General features: G+C 73.5%; 12 protein-coding genes. 7 read left to right on the forward strand and 5 right to left on the reverse strand.

What is annotated here, in order from left to right:
* Window positions 1–13: 13 nt before the first annotated feature.
* From ACQP03_RS11200 to ACQP03_RS11210, 3 genes are read right to left on the reverse strand one after another with little or no spacing between them, the layout of a single operon-like run.
* Entirely contained in the window at window positions 14–1,528 is a 1,515-nt protein-coding gene (locus ACQP03_RS11200) for a VWA domain-containing protein (RefSeq protein WP_433460850.1), read from the reverse strand.
* On the reverse strand, window positions 1,525–2,916 hold the full coding sequence (locus tag ACQP03_RS11205; RefSeq protein WP_357120279.1) for a hypothetical protein: 1,392 nt from the start codon (window positions 2,914–2,916) through the stop codon (window positions 1,525–1,527). Before ACQP03_RS11205 ends, ACQP03_RS11200 begins: the two co-directional genes overlap by 4 nt.
* The gene (locus ACQP03_RS11210) at window positions 2,916–3,383 is read right to left on the reverse strand and encodes a hypothetical protein (RefSeq protein ID WP_357120799.1); all 468 of its coding nucleotides are present in this window, start codon (window positions 3,381–3,383) and stop codon (window positions 2,916–2,918) included. Before ACQP03_RS11210 ends, ACQP03_RS11205 begins: the two co-directional genes overlap by 1 nt.
* A gap of 277 nt (window positions 3,384–3,660) precedes the next feature.
* Between ACQP03_RS11210 and ACQP03_RS11215 the strand changes: the two genes are divergently transcribed.
* Genes ACQP03_RS11215 through ACQP03_RS11230 form a run of 4 tightly spaced genes read left to right on the forward strand, consistent with a single transcriptional unit; the run spans window position 3,661 to window position 7,639 of the window.
* Complete coding sequence (locus ACQP03_RS11215) at window positions 3,661–4,773, forward strand: hypothetical protein (protein ID WP_433460851.1); 1,113 nt, start codon at window positions 3,661–3,663, stop codon at window positions 4,771–4,773.
* A gap of 34 nt (window positions 4,774–4,807) precedes the next feature.
* Entirely contained in the window at window positions 4,808–5,854 is a 1,047-nt protein-coding gene (locus ACQP03_RS11220) for an NAD(P)H-dependent flavin oxidoreductase (protein ID WP_357171518.1), read from the forward strand.
* A gap of 48 nt (window positions 5,855–5,902) precedes the next feature.
* A complete protein-coding gene (locus tag ACQP03_RS11225; protein WP_357171519.1) occupies window positions 5,903–6,994 on the forward strand; it encodes a cellulose binding domain-containing protein in 1,092 nt (363 codons plus the stop codon).
* A gap of 15 nt (window positions 6,995–7,009) precedes the next feature.
* On the forward strand, window positions 7,010–7,639 hold the full coding sequence (locus ACQP03_RS11230; protein ID WP_363661510.1) for a CG0192-related protein: 630 nt from the start codon (window positions 7,010–7,012) through the stop codon (window positions 7,637–7,639).
* Between the two features lie 41 nt (window positions 7,640–7,680).
* Here the strand turns inward: ACQP03_RS11230 and ACQP03_RS11235 are convergent, their stop codons facing one another.
* Window positions 7,681–9,720, reverse strand: coding sequence for a glycosyl hydrolase family 28-related protein (locus tag ACQP03_RS11235; protein WP_433460852.1), 2,040 nt, complete (start codon window positions 9,718–9,720; stop codon window positions 7,681–7,683).
* 221 nt (window positions 9,721–9,941) lie between these two features.
* Between ACQP03_RS11235 and ACQP03_RS11240 the strand changes: the two genes are divergently transcribed.
* Window positions 9,942–11,033 carry an NYN domain-containing protein gene (locus tag ACQP03_RS11240; RefSeq protein ID WP_357120262.1) on the forward strand — a complete coding sequence of 364 codons (1,092 nt, stop codon included), beginning with the start codon at window positions 9,942–9,944 and terminating at the stop codon, window positions 11,031–11,033.
* An 86-nt stretch (window positions 11,034–11,119) separates the two neighbouring features.
* Window positions 11,120–13,786: a LuxR C-terminal-related transcriptional regulator gene (locus ACQP03_RS11245; RefSeq protein WP_433460853.1), complete on the forward strand. Its 2,667-nt coding sequence runs from the start codon at window positions 11,120–11,122 to the stop codon at window positions 13,784–13,786.
* Window positions 13,787–13,797: 11 nt separating this feature from the next.
* Here ACQP03_RS11245 and ACQP03_RS11250 read toward each other — a convergent pair whose 3' ends face one another.
* A complete protein-coding gene (locus tag ACQP03_RS11250) occupies window positions 13,798–14,802 on the reverse strand; it encodes a hypothetical protein (RefSeq protein WP_433460854.1) in 1,005 nt (334 codons plus the stop codon).
* 4 nt (window positions 14,803–14,806) lie between these two features.
* On the opposite strand from ACQP03_RS11250, the gene ACQP03_RS11255 reads away from it, so the two are divergent.
* Window positions 14,807–15,877, forward strand: a complete 1,071-nt coding sequence (locus ACQP03_RS11255; RefSeq protein WP_357120251.1) for a hypothetical protein — start codon at window positions 14,807–14,809, stop codon at window positions 15,875–15,877.
* The last annotated feature ends 106 nt before the right edge of the window (window positions 15,878–15,983 follow it).

The following is a 15,983-nucleotide window of genomic DNA, read 5'->3' on the forward strand; positions in this document are numbered from 1 at the left end:
AGGGACTGCTCTCCTAGGTGAGGAAGTTCTTCAGCTCGCTGACGAGCTTGCGGATGTGGCCGGAGATGACCGGGGTGCCCTGGTCCTTCAGGCGTTGCCGGAACCAGGGGTTGACGCTCTGTTGGCCCGAGCTGCTGACCGAGCCCACCGGGATGACCTTGGCGCCGGAGCGGTGGACGGCCTGCAGGCCGTCGAAGACCGCCTGGTGGTTGACCTCGTAGAAGTCGGAGATCCACACCAGCACCGTGTTCTTCGGCTCGGCGATCTTCGGCCGCGCCAGCGTCAGCGCCGCCGTGCCGTCGGTGCCGCCACCGAGCTGCGTACGCAGCAACACCTCGAACGGGTCGTGCACCCACGGGGTGAGGTCCAGTGCCCGGGTGTCGTACGCGATCAGGTGCACGTCCACCTTCGGCAGGCCGGCGAAGATCGAGGCGAGGATCGTGCAGTTGACCATCGCGTCGACCATCGAGCCGGACTGGTCGACCACCACGATGAGCCGGGACGGAGTGGTGCGCCGTGCGGTGTGCCGGTAGTAGAGCCGGTCGACGTAGAGCCGCTCGTCGTCCGGACTCCAGTTGGTCAGGTTCTGCCAGATGGTCCGGTCGAGATCCAGGTTGCGGAACACCCGCTTGGGCGGCACCGACCTGTCGAGCGCGCCGACACTCGTCTGTTGCACCTGCGTCCGGAGCACCTCGGCGACCTCGTCGACGAAGCGCCGGATCAACGCCTTGGCGTTCGCCAGCGCCAGTCCGGACAGGTTGGCCTTGTCCCGTAGCAACTGCTCGATCAGCGACATGCTCGGGGTCAGCTGACTGGCCAGCGCGGGGTCGGCAAGCACCTCCCGCAGGTGCATCCGTCGGACCAGGTCACCCTCCAGCCCGGCGAGGGTGCCGCCCAGCCCGCCGCTCTGACGGCGCAGCTCGCCGGGCTCGCAGCCGAGTGCCTGCTCGAACCAGCCGGCATCGGACTGCCACCGCGCCAGCTGGGTCGCGCTGACCGGGCCGGAGCCGGTGGCGAACACGTTCAGCAGCACCTTCGACACGAGCGCGGCGCGGCGTACCTCGGCGGCACCGGGCAGATAGGCCGAATCCGCGCGCGGCCCGTCGTCGTGCGGCGCAGCGTCGTGCGGTTCAGCGTCGTGCGGTTCAGCGTCGTCCGGTTCAGCGTCGTCCGGTTCAGCGTCGTGCGGTTCAGCGTCGTCCCGCCCGCTGTCCGACCCAACGGCCCGAGGCCCGATGGCGTCCGGTCCGGTGGCGTCGGGTCCGGTGGCGTCGGGCTCGGCGTCGGTGGGGGTGAGCAGGCCGCGCAGCTCGGCCGCGAGCGTCGGGAAGCGCTGGACGATGGTGTCCACCGAGACGGCCGGATCCAGCAGGGCGGCGGGCAGCCCGAGGTCGTCGACCACGGCGACGCTCGCCGACTCCAGGCTGGGCTGCTCGTCGCGGTCGAAGAGGCGGGACAAGAGCCGCCAGTAGAGAACCTGACGGCGGTTGGCGTCGGCGAACCCGCCGGTGGGGATCGGCGTGGTCATCGGCGCAGCAACCGTCCCGCGCGTTCGCGCAGCACGGCCACGGCGTCGCCCGCCCGCGCCTCCTCCTTGGCGATCTTCGGATCGGTGACGCCGCACGCCCAGTCGCCGTTGTGCGCCGGCACCGTTCGCCGCTTCACCGTGCCCAGCACCGCCAACGGCTGGAGCTGCCACCGGTCGTCGTCCCAGCGCAGGAGCCCCAGGCTGGCGGACGCGGTGGCGACCAGGTCGACGGTCAGCGGACCGGCGGCCGGCAACCTGTCGACGGCCAGCGGTATCCGTTCGCCGTCCACCTCGACGGCGAGGGTGCCGGCCTCGTCCCGGATCACGGGCCCTTCCACGAGGACGGGCTCGGCGATGCCCGCCGGGTGTCGATCCAGGGGGTCGGTCGCGGCCGTGGTCGCCGCGGGCAACAGGACCCGGGCAGTGGCGAACGGGTCGGCGGGCTCGTCGAGCCGGACCCGGTCGTCGACCCAGCCCAGGTCGCCGCCGCGCAGCGGCAGGTCGGTCACGGTCAACGCCCGCTTGTCGGCCAGCGCGGTGAGCAGCGCCGGATGGTGCGACAACAGCCGCCAGATCGCCGGACCGACGATGGTGTCGACCTTCGCCGCGGTGACCGCCGTGCGGACCAGCCGCGCCGGGCCGCCGTCCGCCGGCTCCAGGATGGCGTGCAGTTGGATCTGCACCGCGGTGTCGTGACTGTGCACGTCCACACCGAGCGGCAACAGCCGCCCGGAGACCGAGGGCGTCGCCTCGGGCGGTGGCGTGCCCTCGGCGAGCAGGACCCCGCGAGCCCAGAGATCGGCCCACCGGCGTGCCGGCACCCGCGCCATGGTGGCGACCGGAACGCAGGCCCGCAGCTCGGCGGCGAGCCCGTCGAGCAGCACCGCGACGCGTCGTAGCTCCGGCACGAGGAGGCTGGTCTCGACCACCCCGGCGGCGACGGAGAGCAGCTCGTGGTCGACGCCCCGCCAGCCCGTGAGCGCCACCTCGTGCCACCACGCCCGCGCGCCGGCGAGCGCGGCCGGCGCCTCGGGAGGCACGCTGGTCGGTGTCGTCCACGACGACCGCGTGCGGCCGAGTGTCTCGTCGAGCTGCCTGAGCAGGGCGTCGTGTGCCGCGCCGAGCAGCGCCGAGCGCGCTCCGGCGAGCGCGGCGAGGTGCTGCGGGGCGACCGACCCGGCGACGACCGCGTCCACCGCGACGGCCACCGGGCCACCCAGTGGCGTGCCGGTGAGCGCGTCGGCGAACGCGGCCAGCGCGGAGGCGCCCCGCTCGCCGACCCGGCCGAAACCGTCGATGAGGGCGTCGTCGAAGCCGGCCACCACATCGAGCGCGTCGGTCAACCCGGCCGGGGCCGTACGCAGGGGCGCGACCTGGGCGCCGCGCATCAGCGGGCGGCCCGGGTCGCCGGGAACCAGTGCAGCTCGGGCAGCGGGGCCGTGCTGACGGGAACCTCAAGGTAGGCGAGGTGGCGCAGGAAGCGACTGAACACCACCGCCGCCGACGCCGGCTCGGGCTGACCGTCCAGCCGGGCCAGCAGCTCCGCTCCGCTGGCCACCCCGTCGCCGACGTCGACCCGCAGGTAGCGGGCGACGCGGTCGACGCCGTACTGGAGGAGCGCCTCGTCCGCGAGCGCGTGCAGATGCTTGCACGGGGTGGCGCGCAAGCCCCCGCACGGTCGGTTGTTGTTGGTGCTGCACTGGTAGGCGTGGGTGCCGGCCGCGACCGACGAGACGTAGACCCGCTCGACGTCCGACCCGCTGGAGACCACGCCCTGCAGACGTCCGTCGGCCAGCTCGACGAAGGGCACCTTCGCCAGTTTGCGGGAGCGGGCGGGCGGCAGTACCGCCACCACGCTGCGCCGCCGCCAGTCGGCTTCGTCGGCGTTCGTCACGTCACGGCCTCCCACGTTGAGAAGAATGCAGGGTGGTGCGCGCGCGGCCGGCGTCGGCGGCGCTGCGACGACACGATCATGGACCACGGGTACGACAGAGCCGGGTGCGGTGCGGGCACGGCGGCGCGGCCCGGAGCGCGGATGCCGTCGGGTCCGCGCGCTTGGTCGCCGTCGCCGTCCCCGATCGGCCAGGATGGGCGGGACGGCCGGGCCACCGGCCGCGACGAGGAGGCGGACGATGCGGGTACGCGGCTGGCTGACCCGGGGGCGGCGCGTCCGCACGACGGCGGTGGCGACTCTCGTCGCGGGCGCGGCGTCGCTGGCCGTGGCGCTACCGGCGGCTCCGGCGGCGGCCGGTGCCGCAAAAGCGGGCGACCCGGTGTGCGAGATCCGCGACGAGCGGCTCAACGAGCTGTCCGGGATGGTCACCACCGACGACGGGTACGTCGTGGTCAACGACGGCGCCGACGACGAGGCCCGCCGACGGATCTTCTTCCTCGACAAGAATTGCGCGGTGGCGCGGACCGTCAGCTACCCCACCCGGCCCCGGGACACCGAGGACCTGGCCGTCGGCCGGGACGGCACCCTCTGGGTGGCCGACATCGGTGACAACGACCGCAACCGCGAGACGATCGCGCTGTGGCGGCTCGCGCCGGGCGCGGACCGGCCGGTGCTCCACCGGATGACGTATCCGGACAATCCGCACGACGCGGAGGCGCTGCTGATCGACGCGTCCGGCCGTCCGCTGATCATCACCAAGGGTGGCAGCGGCACCGTCGTCCTGTACGCCCCGACCACCGCGCTGAAGCCGGGCGCCACCACGCCGCTGGCCTCCGTGGGCAAGGTGGTCCTGCCGTCGACAACTACCAGCAATCCGTACTCGTTTCTCGGCCGGAGCGTCGTGACCGGCGCGGCGAGCGCGCCGGACGGCCGCCGGGTGGTGCTACGCAGCTACGCCGACGCGTTCGAGTACGACGTGGCCGGCGACGACCTGGTCGGCGCGCTGACCGGCGGTACCCCGCGGATCACGCCGCTGCCGGACGAGCCGCAGGGCGAGTCGATCACCTACAGCCGGGACGGCCGGTCGCTGCTCACCGTCTCCGAGTCCGCCGACCAGCCGGCCGGCAGCCGCCCGACGATCCTGCGGTACCCCGCGACGGTGGCCCCCGCCGCTCATCCCGCGGAGTCGACCACGGCGGCCCCGCCGTCGCCCGCCGCGGCCAGCCCGGCGGCGCAGACGGCCGGTATCGGCGGCGGCCAGGTGTGGTCGCTGGCGGCCGGCGCCGGGACGCTGCTGGCGCTGCTCGCCGTGGCCGGACTGCTGTGGCGGCGGCACACCGACCGACGTTGAGGGGCAGACCGGCGCGGTACGGGAGGATGGGTGGATGTCCGTGCTGTCCGCGCTACGCCACCCGATCGTCGCCGCCCCGATGGCCGGCGGCCCGTCCACGCCGGATCTCGTGTCGGCGGTCTCCGCCGCCGGTGGACTCGGGTTCCTGGCCGCCGGCATGATCGACACCGGCCGGCTGGTCGCCGACATCGCCGCGGTGCGCGCCCGTACCGACCGGCCGTTCGGGGTCAACGTCTTCCTCCCCGGTGACGGTCGGGTCGACGAGGCCGCCGTCTCGGCGTACGCGCGGCGGCTCGCGCCGCAGGCCGAGCAGTTCGGGGTGACGCTCGGCGATCCGGCGGGCGGGGACGACGCGTACCCCGAAAAGCTGGCCGCGCTCCTCGCGGACCCGGTGCCGGTGGTGTCCTTCGCGTTCGGACTGCCCGACCGCGCCGCAGTGACGGCGTTGCGGGAGCGCGGCACCGAGGTGTGGGCGACGGTCACCCGACCGGACGCCGCCACCGCCGCCGCCGACCTGGGCGTCGACGCCGTCATCGTGCAGGGCACCGAGGCCGGCGGGCACCGCGGCGGTCTGCCGGACGACGACGACTACGCGCTGCTGCCGCTGCTCCGGCTGGTCGCCGGAGGTGACCGTCCGCTGGTGGCGGCGGGCGGCATCGCCGACGGCCCCGCGCTGGCGGCGGCGCTGGCCGCCGGGGCGGTCGCGGCGCAGGTCGGTACGGCGTTCCTGCGCTGCCCGGAGGCGGGCAGCTCGCCGTTGCACCGCGCGGCGGTGGCCAGCGTCGCCCCGACCGCGCTGACCCGGGCTTACACCGGCAAGCGGGCCCGTGGCGTGGTCAACGACTTCCTGCGGACGCACGACGCGCAGGCGCCGGTCGGCTACCCGCAGGTGCTGCACCTGACCCGTCCGCTGCTCGCCGCCGCCCGACGCGACGGCGACGCCTCGGTGGCGAACCTGTGGGCCGGGCAGGCGCACCCTCTCGCCCGGGACGTGCCGGCGGCCGAGTTGGTCGTCGAGCTGAGCACCGCCGCCCGGGTGGCGCTGACGGAGGCCGTCGAGCGGGCGGGCCGCTGGGGCTGAGCCGGCCTCCGACCCCGGAGTCTCCTGGCCACCCGTTAGAGTCTCGCCGTGATCGAGATCGGCGCGCACGTCGACCTGTCCCACCCGTCCGACCGGGTCTGGCTCGCACTGACGGATCGGGAGTTGCTCGGCCGCTGGTTCGCCGAGGCGGACATGGTGGAGGGAGTACCGGACCGGCTGCGGCTGCACACGGCCGACCTGCCCGGCTTCGACGCCGACGTCGAGGTCGAGGTGACCGAGCGGCAGGTGCCGGAGCTGCTCGCGTTGCGCTGCGACGAGGCCGGCCGGCTCACCGAGCTGACCTGCACCGTCACCGCCACCCGAGAGGGCAGTCGGCTGGCCGTGCGGGAGGTGCCGACCCACGGCGCCTGGTCGGACGAGCAGCGCGACGCCCGCGACCAGCAACTGCGTCAGGCGCTCACCGTGCGTCTGCCGGCCATTCTGGACTGGCTCGCGTTCCAGCAGGTCGACCTGCGCCGAGGCGAGGCCGGGATGACCACCGAACTGCCGGTGATCGCGGCGGCGACCGGTCCGGCTCGGCGTCGGCGGCGGACGGTCGTCGTCGGGCTCGTCGGGGTGCTGCTGGCGGCCGGGGCAATAACGTGGCTGACGCTGCCGGACGAGTCGAACCCGGTGACCGCGCCCACCTCGTCGCCGACCCCGACGCCACCGCAGCCGAGCGTCGTGGCGGCGACGCCGACCACACAACCCAGGGCCACGGCCTCCGCACGCCCGTCGCGCACCGCGACGCCGACCAGCGCCCGTCCGACGCGTACCGCGTCGGCGAAGCCGTCGCCCACTTCCACTCCCACCGGGCCGCCGCCCCCGCCCCCGCTGGTCGCGCGGTACGACACCGCCTCCAGTCGGCTGTTCGGCTACACCGGGGAGGTGGTGGTGGACAATCCGGGGCCCGCGCCCGTCGAGCAGTGGGTCGTGGTGGTGACCCTGGCCGAGGGCAGCAGCGTGGACGACGTCGACGGGGCGGACTCGTCCCGGGACGGGCAGGCGCTCACCCTCACCGGCGCGGCCCTGCCGGCCGGCGGGTCGCGGACGATCCGCTTCGACGTCCGCGACAGCCGACCCAAGGCCCGGGAGCCGGAGGGGTGCACCGTGGGCGGCAACCCGTGCGCGGGGTTCTGACTAGGCTCCGGACGCATGGCACTGCTGCACCGGGCGACACTGCGCCCCACGAAGCTCGAACTGCTGACGACCTGGCTGCCCGACCGACCCTGGTACCGGGGACCGGCCGGCGTCGAGGTGGTGAGTAGGGGGGCGTACCGCTTCGACGACCCGGCCGGCGAGGTCGGCGTGGAGACGATCCTGGTCTCCGCCGCCGACGGGCCGGTCCACCAGGTTCCACTGACCTACCGCGCCGCGCCGCTCGACGACGCCGACGAGTGGCTGGTCGGTACCACCGATCATTCGGCGCTCGGCCGCCGCTGGGTGTACGACGCCTGCGCCGACCCGGTGTACGCGTCGGCGCTGACCCACGCCGTCCTGAGCGGCGCCGGCCAGGCGGAGCAGTACTTCGAGGTCGACGGTCGGCGCGAGGTGCGAGCGCCGGCGATGACGATCGACGTCGACGGCGGCGGCGACGTGCCGGAGGTCGGCGCGGTTCGGCGGGTCGTCGACGGGGACGACACCGTCATCGTCACCGACACGGTGGAGCTGGTCGTCGTCCGCCGGCCGGTCGCCGGGGCGGGCGAGGTTCGGGGCGTCACCCTGCGCGGTTCCTGGGACGGCCAGCCGACGACCGTGCCGCTGGCGTACGTCCGCACGCGTTAGACGGCGGTGGGCGGCCCGGTCGACCGGGCCGCCCACCGCGTTCACCACTGTGCCGGAGGCGGCGGCGGTGCGACCGGCGGCCGGTCGTCGCAGGTGATCGTGTTGGGCAGCAGCCACGGCGCGAGCCAGCCGCCGTCGTTGCCACCCAGGTCGGTCAGCGTGAACTCCGAGCCGGCCGGGGTGAAGTGGAACGACCCGCAGTTGTTGACGCCGACCGCGCCCACGTTGCGGGTGTCCACGTTGGCGAACGAGGCAGAGCCGGCCGTGCGGGCGCTGACCACCGAGGTGCCCGTGCCGTCGACCCGGACGTCGCGGAAGCGCACGTTGGTGATCGAGTAGAGGTCCTTCACCGGCCAGTCGCTGACCAGCATGATCGCGTTGTAGGTGCTGTCCAGGTACGCGTCGCCGGTGACCTCGATGGCCGCGTCGATGCTGCGGTCCAGCGCGAACATCCAGATGGCGCCGAGCCCGATGTTCCAGTTCAGCTCGTACGTGCCGGCACGGGCCGTGGTGTTGCCGGTGAACCGCAGGTACCCGGCGAACGGCTCCGCGCCGAAGCGGGCGCCGGCGTGCAGGCCGCTGCCCTCGCGGACCGGGTCGGCGACGAGGTTGTGCGAGACGGTCGTGTCGGTGCCGCCGTAGATGGCGATGCCGTTGGCCAGCGTCGGGGACTGCACGGTGTTGTGGTCGAACGTGTTGCGGGCGTTGGCGGTCTTCTCCGACCACATCGCCAGGCCGTCGTCGCCGGTGTTGCGGACGAAGGTGTGCGCGACGAGAGAGTCGGTCACGCCGGTGTGGAAGTTGAGCGCGTCGGCGATCTGGTCGACGATGATGGTGTTGGTGATGCGGACGTTGCGCATCGGCCCGTCGAACCACACGCCGACCTTGGTGTGCCGCAGGTGCAGCCCGTCGATGGTGGAGTCACTCATCGCGCCACCGATGGCGTTGACCTGGTCGGTGTCGATGCGCTCGCGGACGTCGCCCTCGATGGCGAAGCCGGACAGGCGCACGTTGCGGCTGCCGCCGTCGGCGGCGTCGCGGCCGTAGAACCCGACGCCGGTGTGCACCGAGCCGTCCGGCGCGGGGGTCGACAGGGCGACCTCGCGGCCCTTGATGATGGTGTGCCAGTTGCCGGCGCCCTCGATCGTCACGTCGTCGACGATGATGTGCCGGTTGACCTGGTACGTGCCCGGCGGGATGTACACCTTCAGGTGGGTGCGGCGGGCGAAGGCGATGGCCTTGTCGATCGCGTCGGCGGAGTCCCGTCGGCCGGTCGGGTCGGCGCCGAACGCGAGGACGTTCGCCGCGAGCAGCCGTACCCGCGGCGGCGCGACCAGTTCGGAGTCGAGCAGGTCGATGACCGTCCAGGCGGCGGCGGTGCCGGTCGGCGCGGTGAGCCGGACCTTGTCACCGGCCCGGTAGGTGCGCCCGAGCAGCAGTCGCTGCTCGTCGTAGAAGTGGGTGGGCCGGAACGGCGTGGTGATGCTCGGGTACGGCGTGGTGGCCGACGGCACGCACTGGCACTCGGTGATCCACCAGTCCGGGTGCAGCAGGCCGGCCTGCGGGTCGTTGGTGAACGGGTACTGGTTGTAGAGCCACGAGTACTGCGAGGTCAGCGTCATGGTGCGCGCGTGCTTGCCGTTGACGGCGACCGTCAGCGGCGCGGTGATCCCGCCGCCGGACGGCGCGTCCGGGATGCTGTACCGCACGGTGATCCCGTTGGCGGCGCTGGGCAGGACGAACTCGACGTACTCGCCCGGGGTGAGTCGGACGGCCCGGCGGCCGGACGCCTCGGCGGGCAGGGTGTAGGCGGACCGGTCGGGGCCGATGATCTCGCCGTTGGTGCGGGCGTTCTCGGCCTCCTGTTCGACGAAGTCGACGTCGGCCCCGCGCCCGGCGACCAGCGCCGGATCGAGTGCCGCCCGGGTGACGACCGGCTGCGTGCCGGGTGACGTGGCCGGGCCGGCCGCGGCGACGGTGGGTCCGGCGACCAGCACGGCGAGGCCGGTCGCGAGCGCGACGGCGGTGGCGACCGGGCGGCGGCCTGGGCGTCCGCGCGCCGGCAGGATGCTGCGAGACATCGGTGACCCTCCTGGGTGGGTGGTGGTGGAGGTCCGCCCGGCGTTCCCCTGGACGCCCGACATTGAGCGTCATGATGCAGCACCCCGCAGTCTCCTGCAAGACATCAATCAGCGAACGAAAAGAGACGACTGTAAAGCCGCAAGAATTGGACGAAAGGACGGCGGCGGTGTCGCGCCTCGCCTGCGTCCCGCTGAGCCGGAGCGGGCGTACGCTGGGCCGCGTGGAGCACGAAGATCGGATCGCCCTCTTCCTCGACTACGAGAACCTGGCGTTGGGGGCCCGCGACCATCGTGGCGGCGGGGCCTTCGACTTCCGGCCGATCGCCGACGCGTTGGCCGAGCGCGGGCGGGTCGTGGTGCGCCGGGCGTACGCCGACTGGTCGTACTTCGACGAGGACCGCCGGATGCTCACCCGGTCCCACGTGGAGCTGATCGAGATCCCGCAGCGGATGGGGGCGTCCCGCAAGAACGCCGCCGACATCAAGATGGCCGTCGACGCGATCGAGTTGGCGTTCGAACGCGACTACATCTCCACCTTCGTCATCTGTAGCGGCGACAGCGACTTCACGCCGCTCGTCCACAAGCTCCGTGAGCTCAACAAGCGGGTCATCGGCGTCGGGGTGGAGGGGTCCACGTCGGCGCTGCTGCCACCGGCCTGCGACGAGTTCCTGTACTACGACCGGCTGGAGGGCGTGGACATCCCGCCCGTCCGCGCCCGGCACGCCCGGCCGGTCCGGCAGACCGGCCCGGACCAGCGGCCGACCGGGCCGGAGCAGCAGCGGGAGCCGGAGGTGGAGGAGCCGCCGGTGGGGGAGGAGCCCGGCCGGGACGTCGACACGCTCGCCGTGCAGGTCGCCCAGACGGTGGCCGGTCTGCAGGGCAGCGCGAGCGGCGAGGTGACCGCCTCCCGGCTCAAGCGCACCCTGCTGCGCAAGGACCCGACCTTCAGCGAGTCCGACTACGGCTTCCGTACCTTCGGCGAGCTGCTGCGCCACCTCGCCGAGCACAACGTGGTCGACCTGGCCGAGGGGCCCGCCAAGGGTGACCCGGAGGTGTCCCTGCCCGAGCACGGCGACCGGGAGGTGGCGTTCGGCCTGCTCCGGGGCGTGGTGGGCGACCTGGGCAGCGCCGGCAACCCGGTGGCGCTCTCCGGCCTGAAGAACCAGCTCCGCCGGGTGCGGCCCGACTTCAGCGAGAAGAAGCTCGGCTACCGCAGCTTCCTGCAGTTCTGCAAGGCCGCCGCCACCAGCGGCGCGGTCGACCTGCGGTGGAGCCCGGAGGCGGACGACTACCTGCTCACCAGCTCGTCCTGACCGCATCGACCGCTGTCGAGCGGAAGTGTCGGGACTGCCCATAGGGTGGACGGCAGGGCTGCCCCGAGGGCGAGGTGAGGGTCGTCATGCCGGGACGTGGGGAATGGACACTCGTCGGCCGCGACGTCGAGCTGAAGACCATCGAGGACGTCGTGGCGGCGCGGGTGCCCGGCCTGGTGCTGGTGGGCGACGCCGGCGTGGGCAAGACGCGGTTGCTGCGGGAGGCGTTGGCGCGCGCCGCTGACAGCGGTGTGGAGTGCCACTGGGTGTCGGCGACCGGCGCCGCCCGCTCGATCCCGTTCGGCGCGGTCTCGCACCTCATCCCCGCGCCGACCCGGCCGCACGCCGACCCGATGGGGCTGGTCGTCACCGTGGAACGCGACTTCGCCCGGCGCAGCGCCGGACGCACGGTCATGATCGGGATCGACGACGCGCACCTGCTCGACGAACCGTCCGCCGGGCTGCTGCACCAGCTCGCCGTGCACGGTCTGGCGGTGGCGGTGGCGACGGTCCGCGCGGGCGAACCCCTCTCCGACGCCCTCACCTCACTGTGGACCGGTTCCGGTCGGCGCCTGGAGGTGCGTCCGCTGCCGTCCACCGCCGTGGACCATCTGCTCGACGAGGCCGCGCCGGGTCCGCTCGACGCGCTCAGCCGCCGCCGGCTGCGGCAGCTCGCCGACGGCAACCCGCTGCTGCTGCGGGAGCTGCTCGCCGACGCGATGGAGACCGGCGGCCTGCACGAGGTGCGGGGCGTCTGGCGCTGGCGCGGCACCGCCTCCGGCAGCCCCCGGCTCGCCGAGCTGGTCAGCGCCCGGCTGCGCGCCCTCGAACCGGCGGCCCGGCAGGTGCTGGAGGTGGTCGCCTGCGGCGAACCACTCTCCCTGGCCCTGCTGGAACGGTTCGTCGACCCGACCGCCATCGAGGCGGCCGAGCGCAGCGGCATGGTGGTCGCGGAACGCTCCGGCGCGCGTACGGCCCTGCGGATGGCCCATCCGCTCTACGGCGAGGCGCTGCGCGCCAGCATGCCCGCCAGCCGTTCCCGGACCGTGTTCGGGCAGCTCGCCGACGTGTTGGCGAGCATGCCGCTGCGCCGCCGCGACGACGCGCTGGTCGCCGGTGTCTGGCAGCTGCGCTCCGGCAGCGTCCGGCACCCGGGTATCGCGTTGGCCGCCGCCCGACAGGCGATCGACCGGTTCGACATCGACCTGGCCGAGCGGCTGGCCCGCACGGCGTACGACGCCGGGCCGGGTTGGGAGGCACAGTGGCTGCTGGCCCGGGTGCTGCAGTACCAGGCGCGCAGCCAGGAGGCGTTCGACATGCTCCCGCCGGCCCCGCCGCCGGGCAGCAAGCGGCTCGCCATCTGGGCGATCACCCGGGCCGGGCTGCTCTACTGGGGTCTGGACCGGATCGACGAGGCGCACGAGACGCTGCGAATGGTGCCGGAGGGCTCGCCCGGCCACGACCTGGCCGAGGCCACCCGGTCGTGGGTGCTGTTCTACGACGGCCGGTGCGAGGCGGCGTTGGCGGTCGGTCAGGCCGTGCTCGCCCGCGCCGACACCGGCGTACGCGCGGCGAGCTGGGCGACCATGGGCGCGGCCTCGGCGGCGGGCATGCTCGGCCGGCTCGGGCTCGCGGCGGAGCTGGCGCGGCGGGGCCGGGCCGTGCTCGCCGCGGCGCCCGAACACCTGCCCTGGAACGAGGCCCAGGTCGGGCTGGGGCTCTGCTACGCCCGGTACGCCGCCGGTGAGCTGGCCGAGGCCGTCGAGCTGGCCGACGAGGGCTACCGCGCGGCGGTCGCCAGCGACGCGCGGGGGATGGTGGCCGTGTGGGCGGGGTTCCGGGGGATCATCGGCAAGGCGCAGGGGCAGCTCGACGCCGCCGAGGCAGACCTGCGCGAGGCCATCGCCCTGGTCGAGGAGAACGACCAGTACCACCTGGTACGGACGTACTGGGCCGAGCTGGCCGGCGTACGGGCCCTGGCCGGCGACCTGTCCGGCGCGCGGCGCTGGCTGGCCGCCGCGGACGCCCGGGAGCGGACCGCCAACCGGATCTTCCACTCCTGGGTGGAGCTGAACCGCGCCTGGGTGCAGGTCGCCGAGGGGGACCTCACCGCGGCGATCCGTACCGCCCGGCACGCGGCCGACCTGGCCCGGGGCAGCGAGCAGCCCACCATCGAGGCGGTGGCGCTCTACGAGTGCGCGCGCCTCGGCGCCCCGGAGCCGGTCCGGGACCGGCTGCGTACCCTCGCCGACCAGCTCGGCGGCTTGGCGTCGACCCTCGCCAACGCGGTCGACGGTCTGCTCCACGACGACGGGCCGGCCCTGGAGGCAGCCGCCGACGACCTCGTCGCCCGCGGGCACACGCTGCTCGCCGCCGAGGCGGTCGGCGTCGCCGCCCGGGCGTACGCCCGACGGGGTCGACCTCGACTGGCGGTGGCGCAGCGGGCCGCGACGCTGGCCGAGGCCTGCCGGGGCGTACGGACGCCGCTGCTCGCCGCGACCGCCCCGGGCGTCGAGCAGGCGACGTTGACCCGCCGCGAGCGGGACGTCGCGCTGCTCGCGGTCGCCCTGTCCAGCCGCAGCATCGCCGACCGGCTCGGACTGTCGGTCAACACCGTGAACAACAACCTGGCCCGGGTCTTCACCAAACTGGGCGTCCGCAACCGCCGGGAGCTGGCCGTCGTGCTCGGTCACGAGACGGTCGGGCGTACGCCAGAGGGTCACCGCGAGCGATCCCCGCTCGACAGTAGGTAAGGCCGACTGATCTACCGGGTTACCGCGCGCGTCCCTACCGTGCGGTAACAACCTACCGGTGCACTCAGTCCCTGGAGGACGGCAATGAGCCAGTTGGATCCAAGCGGACCACCAGGAGCACGACCCACGAGGTCGTTCCAGAACGTTCTCTTCGCCGCCGGGATGGCGCTGGCGGTGGCCATGCTCACCGCGGTGGTGGCCCCGACCGCCGGGGGCGCCTCACCCACCCCGGCGAGCGCCGCCCCCGCGTCCGAGTCGTACGACGCGGCGCCCTGCACCCGCGAGTTGGAGGGTACGACCTGGCTGCTCGACCCGTGCGTCAAGCCGGGCGGGAAGCTCCCGGCGGAGGTCGAGGCGCGGCTCGCGCAGATCCGTACCCAGAACCGGGCGGCAGCCGACGACTGCCCGACCCCGACCGGTTCGGCGTCGGCGTCGGCCTCGGCGTCGGCGTCGCCGACCCGGCAGACCCGACCGCCGGTGACGGCCCAGGCGGTCGCCCAGCGCGCCCCCGCCGCGACCGCGACAGCGCCGACATCGCCGGCCTCGCCCAGCGGTTCGCCCACCTCGTCGCCCACCTCGTCGCCCAGCGGCACGCCCTGCCCCTCGGGCAGCGCGTCTCCGTCGGGCAGCGCGTCACCGTCGGGGAGTGCGTCTCCCTCGGGGAGTGCGTCGCCGTCGGGTAGCTCGTCGCCGTCGGGCAGTTCGTCGCCGTCGGGGAGTGCGTCTCCCTCGGGGAGTGCGTCGCCGTCGGGTAGCTCGTCTCCCTCGGGGAGCGCGTCGCCGTCGGGCAGTTCCTCGCCGTCCGGCAGTGCGTCGCCGTCCGGCAGTGCGTCGCCGTCGGGCAGCGCGTCGCCGTCGGGCAGTTCCTCGCCGTCGAGCAGCGCCTCACCCAGTGGGTCGTCGTCACCCAGCAACCCGACCGACCCCACCGACGGGCCGCCCTGGCCCACCGGCGGGCCGGGGTCGCCGCCACCGCCGCCGCCGACCGGCTGCCCGCAGGTCAACGGCAACCCCACCCTCGTGGACGCCAACAAGGACCGCATCCGCTGCCGCGAGGTGCAGACCGTCGAGGATGACACCGTCCTCACCGTCACCGGCGACTCGATCAGCTCGTCGCATCACCAGTTCGGCTTTGGGTTCATGGGTCCCGGCTGCCCGAACACCTCGTTCGACGATCGGGGCATGCCCGGCAACAACGGCGTCTACAGCTACGCCCGGCGCTACTACGACATGAACGGCAGCATCGTCGACTACGACAACTACGCCCGGACCGGGTACGGCACCGGCGACATCATCGCCGGCCGGGCCGGCCCCGACTCGTGCGGCAACCCGTGGGCCCGGGTGGCCAGTCCGCTCGGTCTCGCCACGGCCCGCATCGCCAAGGCGAAGAGCGACAAGCACGACGCGTACCACGTCACGACCGGCGGCGTGAACAACACCAACTGGACGACGGTGCTGACCCGGCTGGCGAAGTGCCGGGGTTACGAGTTCGCGGCGGAAACCCTGGACCCGTACGGCGTGTTCCGCTTCGAGTGGGCGGCCCAGGGTGGCAAGGCCGGCATCGTCACCAACGGCGGCGGCTGCAACTTCTGGCTCGACCTGCCGGTCGGCGAGGACTACTACATCAACGTCCAGGTGCCCCGCTACGACGGCCCGAGCCAGTACGCCGGTGTCAGCGCCGATGCCACCTTCATCGTCAACTCCCTGTTGGCGGCCGGCGCCGACAAGGTGGTGTGGATGCTCTACTACGACATCACACCGGCCAACATCGACATCGGGCAGTACGGCTGGATGCAGCTCAAGGCGTACCTGCCGGCGGCTCTGCTGACCTACGTACCGCCGCAACCGGTGTCGATGCTGTCGCCGTTGATCGACCCGCTCTGGGTGGGCACCGTGCGGGGCGTGATCAGCGACCTCAACTGGGCCATCCAGATGGGAGTCCCGTTCGACCCGGCCGTACGGGTGGCGCTTCCACCACCGTTCACGCCGGGTGACATTCAGATCACCGCCGAGGGAGGGTCGCCACATCCCAGCCCCTCGGGTCAGGACAAGCTGGCCAACACCCTGGCCAGTGTGCTGAACGGCATCTGAGTCGCTCCTGAGTCATCGCTCAGACGGGGAGGAGCCGCCGTTGCGGTTCCTCCCCGTCGACACACAGGTGGATCTGCGCCCGGATTGCGGCTATCGACCCCGTATC

Source organism: Micromonospora sp. CA-248212 (assembly GCF_050948405.1).
GTDB lineage: Bacteria > Actinomycetota > Actinomycetes > Mycobacteriales > Micromonosporaceae > Micromonospora.